Source organism: Acinetobacter sp. YH16052, from assembly GCF_013417155.1.
Lineage (GTDB): Bacteria > Pseudomonadota > Gammaproteobacteria > Pseudomonadales > Moraxellaceae > Acinetobacter.
The window spans coordinates 225,487-242,990 of sequence record NZ_VPEO01000002.1; the positions used below are offsets into that span (position 1 = coordinate 225,487).

Below are 17,504 nucleotides of genomic sequence, written 5' to 3' on the forward strand. Positions count from 1 at the left end.
GGTTTAAGCCTCTCATGATGATTGATTTGTTCTATTTTCCTATGGTTTAGCGTGCCCGATGCAGCAAGTATACGCCGATGCCGAACATGATCAGAATCGGAATAAACACGAACCAGGCCGGAGACGGTGCATAGATCAAGCTGGCATAGCCGAGGAAATCCTGCAGATAGAAGAAACCCAGTCCGGCAAATAAAGCTATCACCAGACGAAAACCCATGGATTGCTGACGTAATGGCCCGAAGATAAATGAACAGGCGATCACTACTAGTGCAATCAGGGCAAAAGGCGAGCCGAGTTTTTGCCAGAAGGCCAGCTGATAGGTTTTAGGCACCTGGCTGTATTCATGCATATAGCTCATGAAACTGACCAGTTGACTCGGCGATAAATCTTCAGGATCAATCGTCACCATATGCACATATTTAGGCTGTAATGCTAGTGCTAAAGGTTGCTGTTGCTGCTTAACCAGTGTGGCATTACCATTTTGAAGAATATCGAACTGCTCTGTGTTGTCCAGCGTCCAGGAACCATCTTTAACAAATTGGCCCTGATCTGCCTGCAAGGTACCGCGCAAACGATAGTTCTGGTCAAAGTCCAGCATCTGCACATTTTTCAACTGACCTTGCGAGTTAGCATAATCGATATAAATAAAGCGCTGCCCTTCCCGAGTCCAGTAACCACGAACTTCACCGAGCTGAGCGGCTTTACTGGCACTTTTTACGCTTTTGGCCTGTTCATTGGTATAAGGAATGACCCACTCGCTCAGGGCAAATGACAACACCACCAACAACAGTGCTGAACGGATCACCCACCCGACAATACGCCATAAGCTCACGCCGACCGAACGCATCACAATCAGCTCACTATTCGAGGCTAATGTACCAAGACCTAAAACTGCACCAATCAGTGCAGAAATCGGCAGGATTTCATATAAATAATTTGGTGCGCCCCAAAGCACATATTTCAAGGCATCCCAGGCACCATAACCATCTTTGAGCGAGCCAAGCTCACCCAGATAAGTAAATAATACCTGTAAACCTGCCAATACTGCGGTTGCACCCAGCATCGCCAGCGCAGTGGTTTGGGTCACATGTTTTGCAACTATACGACGTGCCAACATTGTTAAGACCTCACTCGCTGAATCTGTTTCTTGATTTTTGGACCTAATTTCTGTTTACGTGAGAACAAGGCACCCGCAATTGCATAGGCAATCAGGATCAATGGATAGGCCCATATTCCCATTTCTTCTTTACTGATCCGGGTCTTCACTGCCATCAAGGCTACAATCAGACTGGCAAAGATCATGAGGGCAGGAAATAACTTGAGATAACGACCCTGTCGTGGGCTCACTTCGGACAATGCCACAGCCAGAATCAGGGCAATCAGAATCGCAAAAGGAACAAACACCCGCCAGCCCAGCTCACTGGCCACTACAGGATCCTGACGGTTCTGCCACAATTGCGAGGTCGGTAAGGCTTCAACTTCAGTACTGGCAAATTGCGCTTCTTCATCGCTTTCTAAGCGCAGACGATAGCTTTCAAATTCAGCTTGGGTATATTGCGGTGTGCCCGGATAGATCTCATAACGGCGACCTTGGACCAGATCCACCACATTGGCAGCATCATTCGGTACCTCAATTCGGGTGGCTTCCTGCGCCAGAATCATCACATCCGGTTTGCCTTCTTTTTCCGCACGCTGATAAAAGAAAATATCTTTTAAATTTTTACGGTCTTCTGACAGGTCACCGGCATAAATAGTATAGGGCCCAGAGGAGATAAATTCTTTCGGTCTCACCAGGTCAAAGCCGGTACGTACCGCCTGACTGGTGGTCAGGGCTTCAAACTGGCGAATGCCCCACGGCGCAGCCCACAGCATCAATCCGGCCTGAGCAATCAAAAACACCAGGGTCATCGGCACCAGTAGACGCGCCAATTGATGCCGACTGACGCCACTGCCATTCATTACAGCCATTTCATGATCGACATATAAACGGCCAAACACCAGCATCAGTCCAATAAAGAAACCGAGCGGAAGAATCAGGGTTAAGAACTCAGGCAAACGATAGCCAATAATGCTAAATAAAATGCCTGCATCCAGACGGCCTTGCGCCGCGACACCAAAATACCTGATCAGTCGACCGCCCATCATGATCAAGGTCAATAAGGCAATCACCACCAAGGATGTCGAGACAACTTGCTTGACCAGATAACGCCGAATAATCAAATTAATTCTTCCAAAATAAGGTCCATAAAACGAGTGCTAGTTTACCCGAATAGCAAAAATATAAAACCTAGGCCGCCCTGCCCATTGAAAATCTATTCAGATAAATGTTTCAATGACTGAATGATTTACCCATCTAGACAGGCGTGAAAACAGAATATGAAACTTACAATTAATACGTCATTCCCAGAGAATGGATCAAGTCAATCTTTGTTGATTTTAGTTGACTCGGAACAACTTCAGAATACAACCGCAACCTATCAAATCAATAATTTAGACACATTAATTGAAGCCTCTCAATTCAAGGCAGCGTTGGCGGAAAGCCTGAGCCTGATTGGTCAGGTGAGCCAGCCCAGCCATGCAGCACTAATTGGTTTAGGCAAGGTCGCTGAACTGCAACCGGCAAAACTTGCAAAAATCGCGCAAACTATTATTCAAGTCACTCAAAAAAAATTCAAACAGATTTCTGTAGATCTGACACAACTTCCACAAGAATTCCATTATCTGTTTGCGCTCTTCCTGACTCAGGCCAGCTATGGTTATGATGAATATAAATCCAAGAAGAATGAATTTGTGCTCGAGCAGATCGACCTGATTGCCACTCATAGCGTCTTAACTACCGAACAGTTGCAACTGGTACAAGCAGTGCAAAGCGGACAAAATCTGGCACGTGACCTGGGCAACCGTCCGGGCAATATCTGTTTCCCTGAATATCTTGCAGAACAGGCGGTGGCTTTGGCGGCTGAATATCCAGACCTACTTAAAGTCACAGTGCTGGATGAACAGCAAATGGCAGATTTAGGCATGGGCGCCTTCCTTGCGGTAAGTAAAGGTTCAGAGCGTCCTGGTCGGATTATCAGCATGGAATATCAGTCAGAGCGTAGCGAAGCACCGGTAGTCTTGGTGGGTAAAGGCATTACGTTTGATACCGGCGGTATTTCCCTTAAACCAGGCGCAGGCATGGACGAGATGAAATACGACATGTGCGGTGCAGCTTCTGTACTCGGTACAATGCGTGCATTGTGCGAAGCCCGCTTACCTCTACATGTGGTGGGAACCATCGCTGCAGCAGAAAACATGCCTTCAGGTAAAGCCACCCGTCCTGGTGATATCGTAACGACCATGAGCGGTCAGACGGTTGAAATCCTGAATACCGATGCCGAAGGTCGTTTGGTCCTATGTGATACCTTGACCTATGTAAAACGTTTTAATCCTGCTTTGGTGATTGATATTGCGACCTTAACCGGTGCCTGTGTGGTCGCTTTGGGTTCAGTACTAACGGGTCTGTTCACGCCAGATGATAAACTGGCAGCAGAACTAGAAGCTGCCGGCCAGCATTCCTTTGACCGGGTATGGCGTATGCCGGTACTGGAAGACTATCAGGAACAACTGGATTCACCATTTGCCGACATTGGCAATATCGGTGGTCCAAAAGCTGGTTCTGTGACTGCAGCCTGCTTCCTGCAACGTTTTACCCGTGAATATCGCTGGGCACATCTGGATGTTGCAGGTACGGCATGGAACTCAGGTACCAATAAAGGTGCAACCGGCCGTCCAGTTCCATTATTGATGCAATTTCTGACGAGTCGCGTTCAAAGCAATGGCTAAAGTCAGCTTTTATTTATTTGAAAAAAGCCCTGAACGACAAGTGGACAGCACTTGTCGTTTATGCCGTAAGATTCTGCGCCAGCCGGCGCGAATCTGGTTATTGTGTGCCGATACAGATTTGCAACAACAGCTGGATGAACGCCTGTGGAGTTTTGATCCCGCGAGTTTTATTCCGCATGGTATTGACCAGCCTCAGGCGACGGTCTGTATTTCGGCAACACTGCCGGAACAGTCCGACTGGATTATTTTCAATTTTAATCCGGAAGCACTTGAACCTTACACAAAATTTAGTCACATTATTGAGATCATTGAAAACCATGAAACGGCTAAACAGCTGGGTCGTGAAAAATTCAAGCAATATCGTCGTTTAGGTATTGAACCGGACACCCATAAGCTTTAACCGATATCATCCACAAGGAGAGGCACGTGGCATTAAATGTAGGTCCCGATTTTAAACAGCGCTGGTTAAATGTGCCGGAAGCTGTACGTCAGACCTTTATCGATGACCTCTCTCGGATCTGCGATATTTTAAAACCAGAAACGTCTTTGGAAGAATGGCAGAGTCGCGACCAGCGCTTACAGCAAGAATCTGAACGCAAGATTGAAGCTGCCTATGCACAGCGCAAGGCCGAATTAATTGAAGAAGCCCGTATTCGCAAACAGCTCGCGCTTGAAAAAGCCTTGGCCGAGAAACGTGCTGAAGAACAGGCCTATCAAGAACAGCTACGTCATGAGGAACAGCGTAAATTTAGCGAACAGAGTCAGGTGCTTGCTGAAATAAATACGCATCTAGAGGCTGAAGTGCAGCACTATGTCGCACGTTATGCAAAAAATCCTGAGACGACTTTTGATTTTGCCAAAGGTCGCATCCAGATTGAGGACGAGTCCATTTTATCCGAATTAGAAAGTGTGCGTTTACGTCTGGAACTTGAGGCAGAAACCGTGATTGAACAGGCCGTGAATGCACTTCGTGAAAAAATGCGTGCGGCAGCCAAAGAAGAAATCGAGTATATGCTGAAAAATTCTGAATTTTCTGATCAGCCACGCAATATTTAAATGATCCTTTCACATTAAAAAAGCCCGAAAATTCGGGCTTTTTTATCTTCTATGTCGCATCTTACAAAAAATCTGCCAGCATAAAGGCAGCATTTCCGAGCAGATAGCCAATGCTTAATAAAGTGCCAATCCAGAGGATGCCACCCGCAATATTATAAAAGCTGAATGTGGCAAAGCTCATATGCGCTGAACCGGCAGCAAAAGGGCCAAATGAGCGGACAAAGGGAATAAAACGTGCGATTAAAATAGTTTTACCGCCATGTTTCATAAAATAGTGGTTGGTTTTCACCATATATTCCGGCTTAAAATAGCGTGAATGCTGGTTGAAATATTTTAAACCGAGGACTTTTCCGGTGTAATAATTCACGCTATAGCCCAGCACCGAAGCAGTGAATAACAACAGCCCCATCGAATGCAGGGTCACCAGATCGCTGCTGGCACATAAAGCTCCCACAGCCAGCAATAGACTGTCGCCGGGCAGGAAAAAGAAAAACACTGAACCGGTTTCTGCAAAAATCACCAGAAACAGGATTGCATAAATCCATACCCCATATTGATCGAGCAATAGCGGCAATGACTGTTCCAAGTTAAGTAAAAAATCGAGCATTCGACCCGTCCACCAAGGCAATATTTGCAAGTTGAACTGCTGATTATCCCGAAAAATAAAAAAACAGTCTAATTTTTCAATCAGACTGTTCAGTAAATCAACATTTCTCTTATTTTAAGAAACCATTTTCAGCCAGGAAATCCATACTGATTTTTGATTGTTCAGTGGTTTGGGCGGCTTTATCACCGAGCAATAAACGCTCGATATAACGTGCCAATACATCCACTTCCAGATTGACCTTGCTACCGACTTTCCAGGTACCGATATTGGTACGTTCAGCAGTATGTGGAATCAGGTTCAGACTAATCACGCTACCACGCAAATGATTAATCGTTAGACTGATGCCGTCGACTGTGACCGAGCCTTTTTCTGCGAGATATTTGGCAATTTCAGCAGGTGCAGTCACTTCATAATAAATTGAACGTGCATCTTCACGTACCAGGGTGATCTCGCCAACTGCATCGACATGACCTGACACAATATGACCGCCAAAACGCGTAGTCGGCAACATGGCTTTTTCAACATTGACAGGTTGACCGGCTTTCCAGGTGCCGAGCGTGGTCCGGTTCAGACTTTCACGGGAAACATCAGCCGCATACCAGTTCTCGCCCCAGTCGATCACGGTCAGGCAGATACCATTGGTCGCGATAGAATCACCCAGATGTACATCAGACATGTCCAGATCGGTCTGGATGCGTAAACGTACATCACCACCAACGCTTTGCAGACTTTCGACTTTGCCGAGGCTTTCGATAATACCTGTAAACATTTTTATTTCCTTTTCAATTCTTTTACCAGAGGGCCAACTGGGTACTAACGCCGGTCGTATCCACACCACCCAATTCTGCATAATGATGCAGCTGGCTGAGTAATTGACGGATCGGTGGACCTGACTTGGCGTGGGTATCGGTAATCACAATAAATTCCAGCACGCGGGCACGTTCAGACTGGCGCTGTTTGCTAACACGATAACGCGGCACATCCTGGGTCAGCAAGGTCACCCGGCCACGTTTCAGATTGGCCTGTAACAAATCGGTAGCGCTGATATTACCGTCAGTTGAATAACTGGTCAGAATGAAACGTGCATTGATGGTGGCCAACAGGCTCTCGTAAGCTTCTTTGGCATATTTAGAGGAATTGTACTGGCTCGGACGCTCTTTGCGCCATGCCCGGTCAATCCCGCTCTTAAAGCCCTTGGTATCCGGAGTCGGTAAATCGGCCTGATCCCATAAGGTCAGCGCATTCAGCACATGATAATTACTGCTATAAGCATGCTGATTATACGGTGGATCCAGATAAGCTACATCTACTTCAAAGCCGCTCATCTGGTTGGCCAGATGCTGGGCATCGACACACCACATTTCTGCGGCCATTCCCTTTTTCTGATCCGACTCGCAAAAACGGCTTGGAGTCAGCCACAGCAATGATTCAATCCGTTCCAGCGCAGTTTGGGTTTTCCCGCCCCAGCCATGATGAAAGCTTTTGAAAACGCCTGAAGTATTGCTGACAAAACTGGCGGAATACAGCAAGGGTGCCAGCAAGGCAGACATTTCCACATCATCAATTGCACCTTGTGCCTGCCAGGCGGCAATCTGCTGACGGATGGCATCAATACGCATACCGTTACGACGTTTAAAGAACAAACGGTCACGGGCTGGATCATAAATTTCATCATTACGCGGACACAGGTTATGCGTCACCCAGCCTTTAACTTCCGGCAGACGGTTCAGATAATCAATCGCTTTCTGATAGCCACCGAGTTCTTTAAATGCCGGTGCTTCAGTACAGGCCAGTACCGCATGATTCAGCGCATGGCTATACGGCTCCCAGTCATTGGCAATCACACGATAGCCATTCTGACGGGCCAAGCGCGAGACCACGCCTGAACCTGCAAAAAAGTCAGCAAAAATCGGCGCACGACCATCAGCACGGTTCAGGGTTCCCGTACTTTCCAACGCTTCCAGAATTAAATGCAGTAAACGGCGTTTATTGCCCAGATAAGGAACCAGCTGATGGAAAAGATATTCATCGGTGGTACGTGCCGCATGGCGACGTTTATGATAAACCGTAGACTCTGAACTCATAGTGTCTCTTGAAAAGGAATTAGCCTGAAGCGCACGTCATCACCTAAGCGAGTTACATCGCACAGCTTAAATCGGAGTTGTTCGGCCATATGGCTAAATTCTGCATTAAACATGGTACGCGCAGACCGACCCAATAGGGTCGGTGCAACGTAACTGACCAGTTCATCAACCAATTTTTGTTGTAAAAATGCCGTAGATAAGGTCGCCCCTGCTTCCACCAAGACATCATAAATCTGATGCTGCTGAACCAGTTGCTTTAATAATTCTGCTAAAGGCTGTACCGGCAAGTGTAGCACACCCAGGTCTGCAAGCTCTTGACGAAATGGCCCCATGACCATCACTGTTTCAGGTTGCGCTAAAATCTTTGCACTCAGTGGCAGACGTCCCTGACGATCCAGAACAATCCGTTTCGGTTGCACCACGGTCTTGATATCTTCAACAGCATCCAGTTGACGTACATTCAGCTGACAGTCATCAGCAAGGACCGTTTCAATTCCGGTAATCACTGCGCCTGAAATCGCACGCCAATGCTGTACATCCTGACGCGCTTCCACACCGGTAATCCATTTCGATTCACCCGATGCCATTGCGGTACGGCCATCCAGGCTTGAGGCAATTTTTAAACGCACATAAGGCATGCCAGTCGCCATGGCTTTCAGGAAACCTTGATTCAGCTCATGCGCTTCATCTTCACAGATGCCAACGTCTACCTCAATGCCCGCATCTTTCAGGATCTGTACGCCCTTTCCGGCCACTAGCGGATTGGGATCAGGACAGGCCACGACAACTTTAGCCACACCTGCTTCCACCAGACCTTTGGCACAAGGCGGTGTCCGGCCATAATGCGCACAAGGTTCTAAAGTCACATAAGCGGTTGAACCACGTGCCTGTTCACCGGCCTGACGCAGCGCAAAGACTTCAGCATGTGGCTGGCCGGCTTGGGGATGAAAGCCTTCACCAATCACGATGCCATCTTTAACAATGACACAGCCGACATTCGGATTCGGTTTGGTGGAATATTGCCCCTGACGTGCCAATTCAATGGCCCGGCGCATCCAGATTTGATCTTGATTCAGTTCAGCCATGCTTATTCTTGTAATTCTCGTTGTTGCATCTGTTCAATCTGATGACGAAAAGCTTCGACATCCTGAAAATCCTGATAGACCGAAGCAAAACGCACATAGGCAACATGATCCAGAGCAAATAAAGACTGCATCACGATTTCACCGATGGTACGTGATTTCACATCACGCTCACCCAGACGGCGAATCTGTAGCTGAATATCGCTCAGCACCGTTTCAATCTGCTCTTGGGTCACCGGGCGTTTTTGTAAGGCATGCATCAGGGAACGGCGTAATTTGGCTTCATCGAAAGGTTCATTTTTACCATCCGACTTGATGACGCGCGGCATCACCACTTCATAGCTTTCAAAGGTAGTGAAGCGTTCATTACAACTGACACATTCACGGCGACGACGAATCTGACAGCCTTCAGCTGCCAGGCGTGAATCAATCACTTTACTGTCTGCAGTATTGCAAAATGGGCAATGCATAGCGGTTTAATTGAACAAATCCAGATGGATTCCGAGTGTAGCAAAAATTACAAACTTTGTAGAGTTTTACGCAACATATAGAAAAAAAACAGCCCATTCGGGCTGTTTTACACTATATATTGATTGTGGTGTATTTATTATTATTCGACACGTTCGCCATGTTGGCTTAAATCCAGACCCATACGCTCGTCATCAGATGCCACACGGATTCCAATGATCAAGTCGATGACTTTCAGGATAATGAAGGTCATGATCGCAGAGTAAGCAATTGTCGCCAGTACACCTTCCACTTGCACCCAAAGCTGATGCATGACATTGGCAGGGGCATTGTCACCCATGATGAATTCGCTAGCAAAGAAGGCCGTTAAAATCGCACCGACAATACCACCTACACCATGCAGACCAAAAGCATCTAAAGAGTCATCGGCTTTTAATGCGCGTTTCAGTGCCGTAATCCCCCAGAAACACAACACACCACCGATCAGACCCATCGCCAATGCACCGCCTACAGTCACAAAACCTGCAGCTGGAGTAATGACCACCAGACCAGCAACTGCACCCGATACGCCGCCCAGTACAGAAGCTTTACCACGTGCCAGTTTTTCAGTGATTAACCAAGAGATGGCTGCTGCCGCTGCTGCGACTTGAGTCACGATCAAAGCATAGCCTGCAGAACCGTTGGCACCTAATGCAGAACCACCGTTGAAACCGAACCAACCTACCCAGAGTAAAGATGCACCGACCACAGTAAGCGTCAGGTTATGCGGCGCCATAGATTCACGACCCAAGCCCATACGTTTGCCCAGCATATACGCTGCTACCAGACCGGCAACCCCCGAGTTGATATGTACAACCGTACCACCAGCAAAATCCAGCGCGCCGTCGTTAGCTAACCAGCCGCCACCCCATACCCAGTGGGTAATTGGTGCATAGACAATCACCACCCAAAGTGCGATGAAAGCAACGAAAGCACCAAATTTCATACGTTCTGCAATCGAACCGCTGATGATGGCAACCGTAATGATGGCAAAGGTCATTTGGAAAATCACAAACAGGATTTCAGGAATCGTGCCTGAAAGCGCCTCTGTAGTAATACCGGCCAACATGAACTTGTCCAGACCGCCTATAAAGGCATTGCCTTCACCGAAAGCTAGGGTATAACCAATAATCACCCAGGCAATACTGACCACAGCCGCAGCAATAAAGCTATGTGCCATCGTCGCCAGAACGTTTTTCTTACGGACCATACCACCATAAAATAGCGCCAAGCCAGGAATGGTCATGAGTAAAACTAGAGCGGTAGAGGTTAAAACCCAGGCGGTATCGCCGGTATCTAGAGTTGGTTCTTCTTCTGCAGGTGCTGCAGCTTCAACTGGCGCTGCTTCAGCAATTGCTGCTGTAGTGTCTGTTGTTGTATTTGTTGTATCGCCTGCTTCTTCAACAAGCACAATTTCTTCTGTCGGTGTTGTTGCTGTTGCAGCTTCTTCAGCCCATGCAACAGAACCACCAAAAAGAGCGCCGGCCATGCCGAACGCGAGTAGCATTTTTTTCATTCGTATCCCCCAACCAAGTTTTTGTGAGTTATTAGGTACTCAGCAAACTTCGTGCCAAGTTAGACAGCGTCTGCACCTGTTTCACCTGTACGAATACGGATGACTTGTTCTAAGTTAGTCACGAAAATTTTTCCGTCACCGATTTTTCCAGTGCTCGCCACACGAGTAATAGATTCAATCACCGCGTCTACCATTTCATCGCTAATCGCGATTTCAATTTTGACTTTCGGCAAGAAATCTACAACGTATTCAGCACCACGATAGAGTTCAGTGTGGCCTTTTTGACGACCAAAGCCTTTCACTTCAGTTACAGTGATGCCTTGAACACCAATTTCAGACAATGCTTCGCGAACATCGTCTAATTTAAAAGGTTTTACAATTGCAGTTACGAGCTTCATGTTTGTTTTCCTTCGGCTTATTTCACCAGTAAGGTTTTACGTTCAAATTTCATGCCAAGATTCCTAAGGTCGGGGGAAATTAGAAAGCCCGGCATGTGGTTTATTTATACCTTATTTTATACGGATAAAGGCTTTGAATCTTCAAAAAATAGACATTTTTTATGTGGATTTTTACAATATCTTTAATCGAATAAGTCTATATTTTGTCTGAAATACTATAGTCTGCATTTTAGCAATGCTAAACTGTCGGTTCCTTTCTACGGCGATGGATCAGACAATGATTGAAACTTTATTACAAGCAATTTTGCAGCAAGTCGAACAACCTAAGAAAGATTTGGAACATAATATCCGTGCCCTGTTAAATGAAGCTGTGGCGAAAATGGATTTGGTGTCTAAAGAAGAAATAGAACGTCAGCGTACTGCCCTAAATAATGCCAATCATCGCCTGAATGATTTGCTCAAACAGGTGGAAGCATTAGAAGAGAGAATTTCGAACAAAAAATAAGCACAACTACAGTGCATAAAAGACACCAGAACTATAAAAATAACGCACCAAATTGGAACAATAATAATGTCTTTTGCCAAAATTTATACGCGAGGCTTGCTGGGCCTGCATGCGCCTTTAATTGAAGTCGAAGTTCATGTCAGTTCGGGTATGCCTTCGCTCACTATAGTGGGGCTTCCCGAAGCGGCGGTACGTGAAAGTAAAGACCGGGTACGCTCTGCCATTTTGAATAGCGGCTTTCAATTTCCAACCAAACGTCTGACCATTAATCTGGCCCCTGCAGATCTGCCAAAAGATGGCTCACGTCTGGACTTACCGATTGCTTTAGGTATTTTAGTGGCCTCTGGGCAGCTGCCTGAAAATTGCACCGAGCATCTTGAATTTATTGGAGAATTGGCCCTCGATGGTCAATTACGTCCTGTCAGCGGCACCTTAAGTATTGCCATTGCCTGTCAAAGTGACCAGCATCAACTGATTTTGCCTGGCCCCAATGCACAGGAAGCCTGTCAGCTCCCAGACTTTAAAGTCTTTGCAGCCAATCATTTAAAAGAAGTGTGTGAACATCTTTCCCAAGCGCAGCGCTTACCGCAAATAGAAGCCAGTCCACTCAATACAGACCATTTTTATAAGTTTGATCTGGCGGATGTAAAAGGACAATTACGACCACGGCGTGGCTTGGAAATTGCTGCGGCAGGTGGTCATTCCCTGCTGTTTCGAGGCCCACCCGGAACAGGCAAGACCTTGCTGGCTTCTCGATTGGCCAGTATTTTGCCGCCCTTAAAGACGCAGGAAAATCTGGAAGTGGCCAGTATTTATTCGGTGGCGAATGCCAATCACCCTTTTGGACAACGGCCGTTTCGAGCACCACACCATACTGCTTCTGCGGTGGCATTGGTCGGTGGCGGCTCACACCCCAAGCCAGGAGAAATTACCCTGGCACATTTAGGGGTTTTATTTCTGGACGAACTGCCTGAATTCGACCGCAAAGTGCTGGAGGTTCTACGTCAGCCTTTGGAAGCGAAAGAAATCGTCATTTCCCGGGCATCACGCCAAATTACCTTTCCGGCTAATTTCCAGTTGGTGGCTGCCATGAATCCATGTCCATGTGGGTATGCATTCAATCAAGATATCCGCTGCCAATGTTCACCCGAAAGTATTAAGCGCTATCAGAACCGGATTTCAGGCCCGTTGCTGGATCGGATTGATTTGCATATTGATGTACCGCCATTACAGGCACATGAGTTACAGGATAATAGACCTACAGAAAACTCGGAAACGATTAGACAACGCGTTATTGCAGCCTATGAAATTCAGATGCAACGGCAAAATACCTTGAATATGAGTCTGAGTCCAAAACAGCTAGAGCAATATGCCACATTAGATCATTCAGCTCAGCATATGCTTGAACTGGCTCAGCAAAAACTGAATTTATCAGCACGTGGCTATCATCGGGTCTTGCGTGTTGCACGCACCATTGCGGATTTGAATCAAAGTCCAGATATTCAAAGTCAGCATCTTTCGGAAGCCCTGTCTTATCGCGGGCAGCAGCAGATTTAGATCATTAAAAAAGGCGACCTAAGGTCGCCTTTTTATCTAAAGAGAATTAGAAGCTATAACCGAGTCCGAATACAACTTTATTCTTTTGTTTTTCATCAAAACGATCATAACCACCCAAGATATAATTCATGCTTGCAGTTACACCTGTGTCACCAAGTGGCTTACTTAAACCGATGTCAAAATGACGGAAACCAAAGCTTTCCGTAGTTCCTTCAATAAAGTCACCTGATTTTTCATAAGCATATAAGCCTAAAGCTGTATCCAAGCTAAAATCTTGTGGTAAAGCATAGCTATAAGTGGCTTTTAAATAGGTATCACCCGCATTGCCCCAAGTGGTATCTTCAAGAAGAGTTTGTGCTGTAACACCCAAATCTTTATAGCTCATACCCAATAACAGCTCAAATCCATCAGAATTGACATCAGATTCATAATAATAATAGTAGGTCGTACCGATCGTTAAACCTAAGTCATCATTGACTGCATGGCTATAGCCAGCATAGAAGTTATTTTCGAAAGCATCACGTCCTTCTTCAGACAAAGTGTAATCTAGCGTAGATCCCCACCAACCTGCATAGAAGCCAGACGCATGGTTATAATCAAGTCCACCTTGTAAGGTAGCGCCGCTATTTTCAGGAATGTTAGTAATACCACGCAGGTTATAGCTTGAGAGTACGCTGATATTTCCAGATACCGTATGTTCAGCAACAGGTTCTTCAGCAAAAGTAAAAGAAGATACAGCGCCCAATAAAGCAAGAGATAATACTTTTAATGTTAATTTCATTGTGTGGCTCCCCCCAGATCGTCTGAGACGTTTTTATGATCATTGATTAAACTCAAGCTCAAAATTTGCAAGAGCTATGCCAATCTGGCTAAAAGGAACCAAAATAATAAATCTAAAAAGATAAATAAAATTTAAGTTATTGTTTTTAATTTAAAATTTAAACTATAAAAAACTAAATTATCTAGGCTTTCTATTAAATAAATGTATTTGAGGGTATTTCACCACTTTTTTAATACTTATACATAATCATTTACAATTTGCCCCATTTTGATTCCATTTTTAGAATGAATAAAATTTGTGTTAAAAAATAGTGCGTAAATTTTGATCAAATTTTTGCACGTTCTAAAATAAATAAGCTGCTCACATTCATTTCACCACTTTATAAATATCATTTATAATTTCCAATAAAATTATGTTTTTACTCAATTTTTACCGATAAGTTAGAAATTAATCACCTCAAATCCTTGCTATTGTTTAATTTGAGTTAAAAAAATCTAAACTTTAGTGGAATATATCCAATAAAAAATGACATTTTTTCAGCAATTCTTATACAATTCCTAAAAAATTCCGATCAATTTGTATAAGGCTTTCTTCCCAATGCAAAATTCAAAAAAATTAACATTAGCAGTTTTGATTCAGGCTGCTTTGGTTTCTACCGCTTTCGCTAGCGAGCAAAGCGAATCGAAAGGTTTTGTAGAAGACGCAGAAGGTTCTGTACTTTTCCGTACCGGCTATTTGCACCGCGATAAAACAAACTATAACGACAATCAAACCGGTGCACGTGAAGTTGTTAATGATACAAGTTCAGCTGCTCAGACTGCGATCGTTAAATTAGACTCTGGTTTTACCAAAGGTGTAGTCGGCTTTGGTGCCGGTATTATCGGTGATGCATCTTTCAAATTGGGTGAAAATGCACATGCCGGTAATGACATGATTCCTCAACATCCGGATGGTTCAGCTTATGATCATTGGGCACGTGGCGGCGCATATGTAAAAGCACGTGTTTCAAACACGACTGCTACTTATGGTACTCAGGTTTTAGACTTACCTGTACTTGCAAGCAATACTGCGCGTTTAGTACCTGAATACTTTACAGGTGTATTGGTTGAAAGTAATGAAATCGAAAACTTAAGCCTCGTTGCTGGTAAATTTACTGAAAACCAGCGTTCAAGCCAGATCAAATCTGATGGTAATGAATTGGATCGCGCAATAGTTTGGGGTGCAAAATACAAATTTAATGATGCAGTGAATGCTTCTTACTATGGTACAGACATTAAAGACCGCCTAGAGCGTCATTATGTTAATGCAAACTATAGTTATGCATTGGCGAATGGTAGTACTTTAACTCATGACTTTAGTGGCTATCATACTGATTGGGATAAAAAGTCAGATGGTGGTGCATACACTTATTCGCATACCACAAATGATCTAAATAAGTTAAGCAACAATATTTGGGCAATTTCTACGACCTATAATAAAGGCCCACACAATGTCATGCTAGCTTACCAACAAAATACAGGTAATACAGGTTATGACTATGGTTTAGGTCAAGGTGTAGGTGATGGTCATCAAACCATTTATATGCCGAACTCATACCTGTCTGACTTCATTGGTAATGATGAAAAATCAGCACAGCTTCAATACACTTACGATTTCAGTGCAATGAATGTTCCTGGCCTATCTTGGACTTCTGCATTTGTATATGGTTGGGATATTGATGTTGCTAATCAAAATGATCGCTCTCAATTAATCACTGGTGATGCTCAAGAACGTGAATTCTTTAATCAGGTAAAATATACAGTTCAATCTGGTTTTGCTAAAGATACCAGCTTACGTGTACGTCACTCATACTACCGTGCGAGTGATGAATACCAATACGGAAACTACATTGGTGACACTAATGAATGGCGTATCTGGTTAGACATTCCTGTGAAATTATTCTAATTCACACGAATTTCAAGCCATAAAAAAACCTGCACAATGTGCAGGTTTTTTTATTCCAGGCTTTAAAAAGTTAAACCCTAGACGACAAAAAGCAATTATTTATGTGCTTCTGCATAAGCAGCAATTGAGTCCAGTACTTCTTGTTTCGCAACATCAGCACCTTCCCAACCACTGAGCTTGACCCATTTTCCTGGCTCTAAATCTTTGTAGTGCTGGAAGAAATGTTCGATCTGGCTAATCAACAATGGAGGAAGATCAGTATATTCCTGAACATCTTTGTAGATTGGAGTCAGTTTGTCATGTGGAACTGCAACCAGTTTCGCATCAACACCACCGTCATCTTCCATGTTCAATTTACCGACAGGACGGCAACGAATCACAGAACCTGGCTCTACTGGATGAGGCGTTACAACCAGTACGTCTAATGGATCACCATCAAGCGATAGTGTGTTTGGTACATAACCGTAGTTTGCTGGGTAGAACATTGCTGTACCCATGAAACGGTCTACAAATAACGCATCAGAATCTTTATCGATTTCGTATTTGATTGGTGCTGCATTTGCAGGAATTTCGATGATCACATAGATATCGTTTGGCGCATCTTTACCCGCTGGGATATTGCTGTAGCTCATAGCATCACTCTTTAACAAGTTATATCTTTTAAAAAACCGCGACAATTATAACGGTTTTTAAAGATTTTTTTGGATTTTAAAATATCGAACTGTAAATATGTCCGCAGACCTGATGACTTAAACCAACTTGATGATCAGCAGCAATAAGGTCACAGGACATAACATCGAGAGCAACCATACGATAGAGCGTAAAGTCGCCCAGTTGGCCAGATAGCAGATTCCGTACAACACACGAAAAACCAGATAAGCCACACCAAAAGTCATCACTACACTTTGCGGCACCACCATATATTCCGCCATTAGAATAGCAGCAATAAAGAGTGGCAAACTTTCAAAGCTATTCTGCTGGGCAGCATTCGCGCGACTGGCCAAGCCTGAAGACTTTTCTAAAAATGCCCGTGGGTTCTGATTGTCTTTGCTGCTGAAGCCTGCTGATTTTTTTGCAATCAATGTAAACACATAAGGCAAAAGACAAGCGGCCAAAATGAGATAAATAACCCCACTAATGCTGTGCATCTGTTTTTTCTCATGAAAATTTTATCTCTATCATAGCATGGCATTTCGTGAATAAATTTTGTTAAATAGAGTGCTTTTTATTACTTGTTAAGGATTCACTATGGTCGCGCCTGATCAAAATGAAATGTTCGATGTCCTCGAGAAACAACGCCAGCATCAACGTCAAGTGGATCGCGTATTAAAAATTGTCCTGCCGATTGTGGCATTTCTGATGGCTGTCATTTGTGCCAATATGAATATCTGGTCACCAATCTTCACCTTTGCCATTTTATGGATTGCCTTTTATTTCGTCGGTATCAAGCGTATGCCTCTCTGGCACTGGCTGGTCGCGATTCTGGTGTATTGCTTGGTCGATAACATTCTAAGTTATGGCAGCTTTAATCAAACCGGATTTACTCGCCAGTTTGGCACCATGTTTATCTTCTTGGGAGTAGTTGGTGTAGGTCGTCCTTATTTTGATCGCTGGTTAATGAAAAAATAAAAAGTCCAAATCA

Annotated in this window: 19 protein-coding genes; 7 read left to right on the forward strand and 12 right to left on the reverse strand. The window is 44.6% G+C overall.

Going from position 1 to position 17,504, the window contains the following annotated elements:
• Positions 1–46 precede the first annotated feature (46 nt).
• Both lptG and lptF read right to left on the reverse strand, forming a co-directional pair.
• Positions 47–1,117 (reverse strand): LPS export ABC transporter permease LptG, encoded by a 1,071-nt coding sequence (lptG, locus tag FTV42_RS02530; protein WP_168730898.1) that lies wholly within the window; start codon positions 1,115–1,117, stop codon positions 47–49.
• A gap of 2 nt (positions 1,118–1,119) precedes the next feature.
• The gene (gene lptF, locus FTV42_RS02535) at positions 1,120–2,220 is read right to left on the reverse strand and encodes an LPS export ABC transporter permease LptF (RefSeq protein WP_180037297.1); all 1,101 of its coding nucleotides are present in this window, start codon (positions 2,218–2,220) and stop codon (positions 1,120–1,122) included.
• Positions 2,221–2,376: 156 nt separating this feature from the next.
• Here lptF and FTV42_RS02540 point away from each other — a divergent pair, with 156 nt between their 5' ends.
• From FTV42_RS02540 to FTV42_RS02550, 3 genes are read left to right on the forward strand one after another with little or no spacing between them, the layout of a single operon-like run.
• A complete protein-coding gene (locus FTV42_RS02540) occupies positions 2,377–3,825 on the forward strand; it encodes a leucyl aminopeptidase (RefSeq protein WP_180037298.1) in 1,449 nt (482 codons plus the stop codon).
• On the forward strand, positions 3,818–4,225 hold the full coding sequence (locus tag FTV42_RS02545) for a DNA polymerase III subunit chi (RefSeq protein ID WP_004281051.1): 408 nt from the start codon (positions 3,818–3,820) through the stop codon (positions 4,223–4,225). Before FTV42_RS02540 ends, FTV42_RS02545 begins: the two co-directional genes overlap by 8 nt.
• Positions 4,226–4,251: 26 nt before the next feature.
• On the forward strand, positions 4,252–4,881 hold the full coding sequence (locus tag FTV42_RS02550; protein WP_180037299.1) for a hypothetical protein: 630 nt from the start codon (positions 4,252–4,254) through the stop codon (positions 4,879–4,881).
• A gap of 61 nt (positions 4,882–4,942) precedes the next feature.
• Here the strand turns inward: FTV42_RS02550 and FTV42_RS02555 are convergent, their stop codons facing one another.
• The 7 genes from FTV42_RS02555 to glnK all read right to left on the reverse strand — a co-directional run bounded on the left by FTV42_RS02555 (position 4,943) and on the right by glnK (position 11,075).
• The gene (locus FTV42_RS02555; protein WP_004281049.1) at positions 4,943–5,488 is read right to left on the reverse strand and encodes a VTT domain-containing protein; all 546 of its coding nucleotides are present in this window, start codon (positions 5,486–5,488) and stop codon (positions 4,943–4,945) included.
• Positions 5,489–5,597: 109 nt separating this feature from the next.
• Complete coding sequence (locus tag FTV42_RS02560) at positions 5,598–6,257, reverse strand: riboflavin synthase (protein ID WP_004644909.1); 660 nt, start codon at positions 6,255–6,257, stop codon at positions 5,598–5,600.
• A 22-nt stretch (positions 6,258–6,279) separates the two neighbouring features.
• Positions 6,280–7,572, reverse strand: coding sequence for a DNA adenine methylase (locus tag FTV42_RS02565; protein WP_004644908.1), 1,293 nt, complete (start codon positions 7,570–7,572; stop codon positions 6,280–6,282).
• Positions 7,569–8,657: a bifunctional diaminohydroxyphosphoribosylaminopyrimidine deaminase/5-amino-6-(5-phosphoribosylamino)uracil reductase RibD gene (ribD, locus tag FTV42_RS02570; RefSeq protein WP_180037300.1), complete on the reverse strand. Its 1,089-nt coding sequence runs from the start codon at positions 8,655–8,657 to the stop codon at positions 7,569–7,571. Before ribD ends, FTV42_RS02565 begins: the two co-directional genes overlap by 4 nt.
• A 2-nt stretch (positions 8,658–8,659) precedes the next feature.
• Positions 8,660–9,124, reverse strand: a complete 465-nt coding sequence (gene nrdR, locus FTV42_RS02575; protein ID WP_004281044.1) for a transcriptional regulator NrdR — start codon at positions 9,122–9,124, stop codon at positions 8,660–8,662.
• A 140-nt stretch (positions 9,125–9,264) separates the two neighbouring features.
• Complete coding sequence (locus FTV42_RS02580) at positions 9,265–10,677, reverse strand: ammonium transporter (RefSeq protein ID WP_180037301.1); 1,413 nt, start codon at positions 10,675–10,677, stop codon at positions 9,265–9,267.
• A gap of 59 nt (positions 10,678–10,736) precedes the next feature.
• Positions 10,737–11,075, reverse strand: coding sequence for a P-II family nitrogen regulator (gene glnK, locus FTV42_RS02585; protein WP_004281042.1), 339 nt, complete (start codon positions 11,073–11,075; stop codon positions 10,737–10,739).
• A gap of 277 nt (positions 11,076–11,352) precedes the next feature.
• Here glnK and FTV42_RS02590 point away from each other — a divergent pair, with 277 nt between their 5' ends.
• Both FTV42_RS02590 and FTV42_RS02595 read left to right on the forward strand, forming a co-directional pair.
• Complete coding sequence (locus tag FTV42_RS02590) at positions 11,353–11,580, forward strand: accessory factor UbiK family protein (RefSeq protein WP_004732524.1); 228 nt, start codon at positions 11,353–11,355, stop codon at positions 11,578–11,580.
• 66 nt (positions 11,581–11,646) lie between these two features.
• A complete protein-coding gene (locus tag FTV42_RS02595; protein WP_180037302.1) occupies positions 11,647–13,137 on the forward strand; it encodes a YifB family Mg chelatase-like AAA ATPase in 1,491 nt (496 codons plus the stop codon).
• A 46-nt stretch (positions 13,138–13,183) separates the two neighbouring features.
• On the opposite strand, the gene FTV42_RS02600 is transcribed toward FTV42_RS02595, so the two are convergent.
• A complete protein-coding gene (locus FTV42_RS02600; protein ID WP_180037303.1) occupies positions 13,184–13,918 on the reverse strand; it encodes a TorF family putative porin in 735 nt (244 codons plus the stop codon).
• Between the two features lie 597 nt (positions 13,919–14,515).
• On the opposite strand from FTV42_RS02600, the gene FTV42_RS02605 reads away from it, so the two are divergent.
• Positions 14,516–15,862, forward strand: coding sequence for an OprD family outer membrane porin (locus tag FTV42_RS02605; protein WP_180037304.1), 1,347 nt, complete (start codon positions 14,516–14,518; stop codon positions 15,860–15,862).
• 95 nt (positions 15,863–15,957) lie between these two features.
• On the opposite strand, the gene ppa is transcribed toward FTV42_RS02605, so the two are convergent.
• Positions 15,958–16,494: an inorganic diphosphatase gene (gene ppa / locus FTV42_RS02610; protein ID WP_004644900.1), complete on the reverse strand. Its 537-nt coding sequence runs from the start codon at positions 16,492–16,494 to the stop codon at positions 15,958–15,960.
• A gap of 117 nt (positions 16,495–16,611) precedes the next feature.
• Positions 16,612–17,010 carry an MAPEG family protein gene (locus FTV42_RS02615; protein WP_180037305.1) on the reverse strand — a complete coding sequence of 133 codons (399 nt, stop codon included), beginning with the start codon at positions 17,008–17,010 and terminating at the stop codon, positions 16,612–16,614.
• 100 nt (positions 17,011–17,110) lie between these two features.
• On the opposite strand from FTV42_RS02615, the gene FTV42_RS02620 reads away from it, so the two are divergent.
• The gene (locus FTV42_RS02620; RefSeq protein WP_005108436.1) at positions 17,111–17,491 is read left to right on the forward strand and encodes a hypothetical protein; all 381 of its coding nucleotides are present in this window, start codon (positions 17,111–17,113) and stop codon (positions 17,489–17,491) included.
• Positions 17,492–17,504 lie beyond the last annotated feature (13 nt).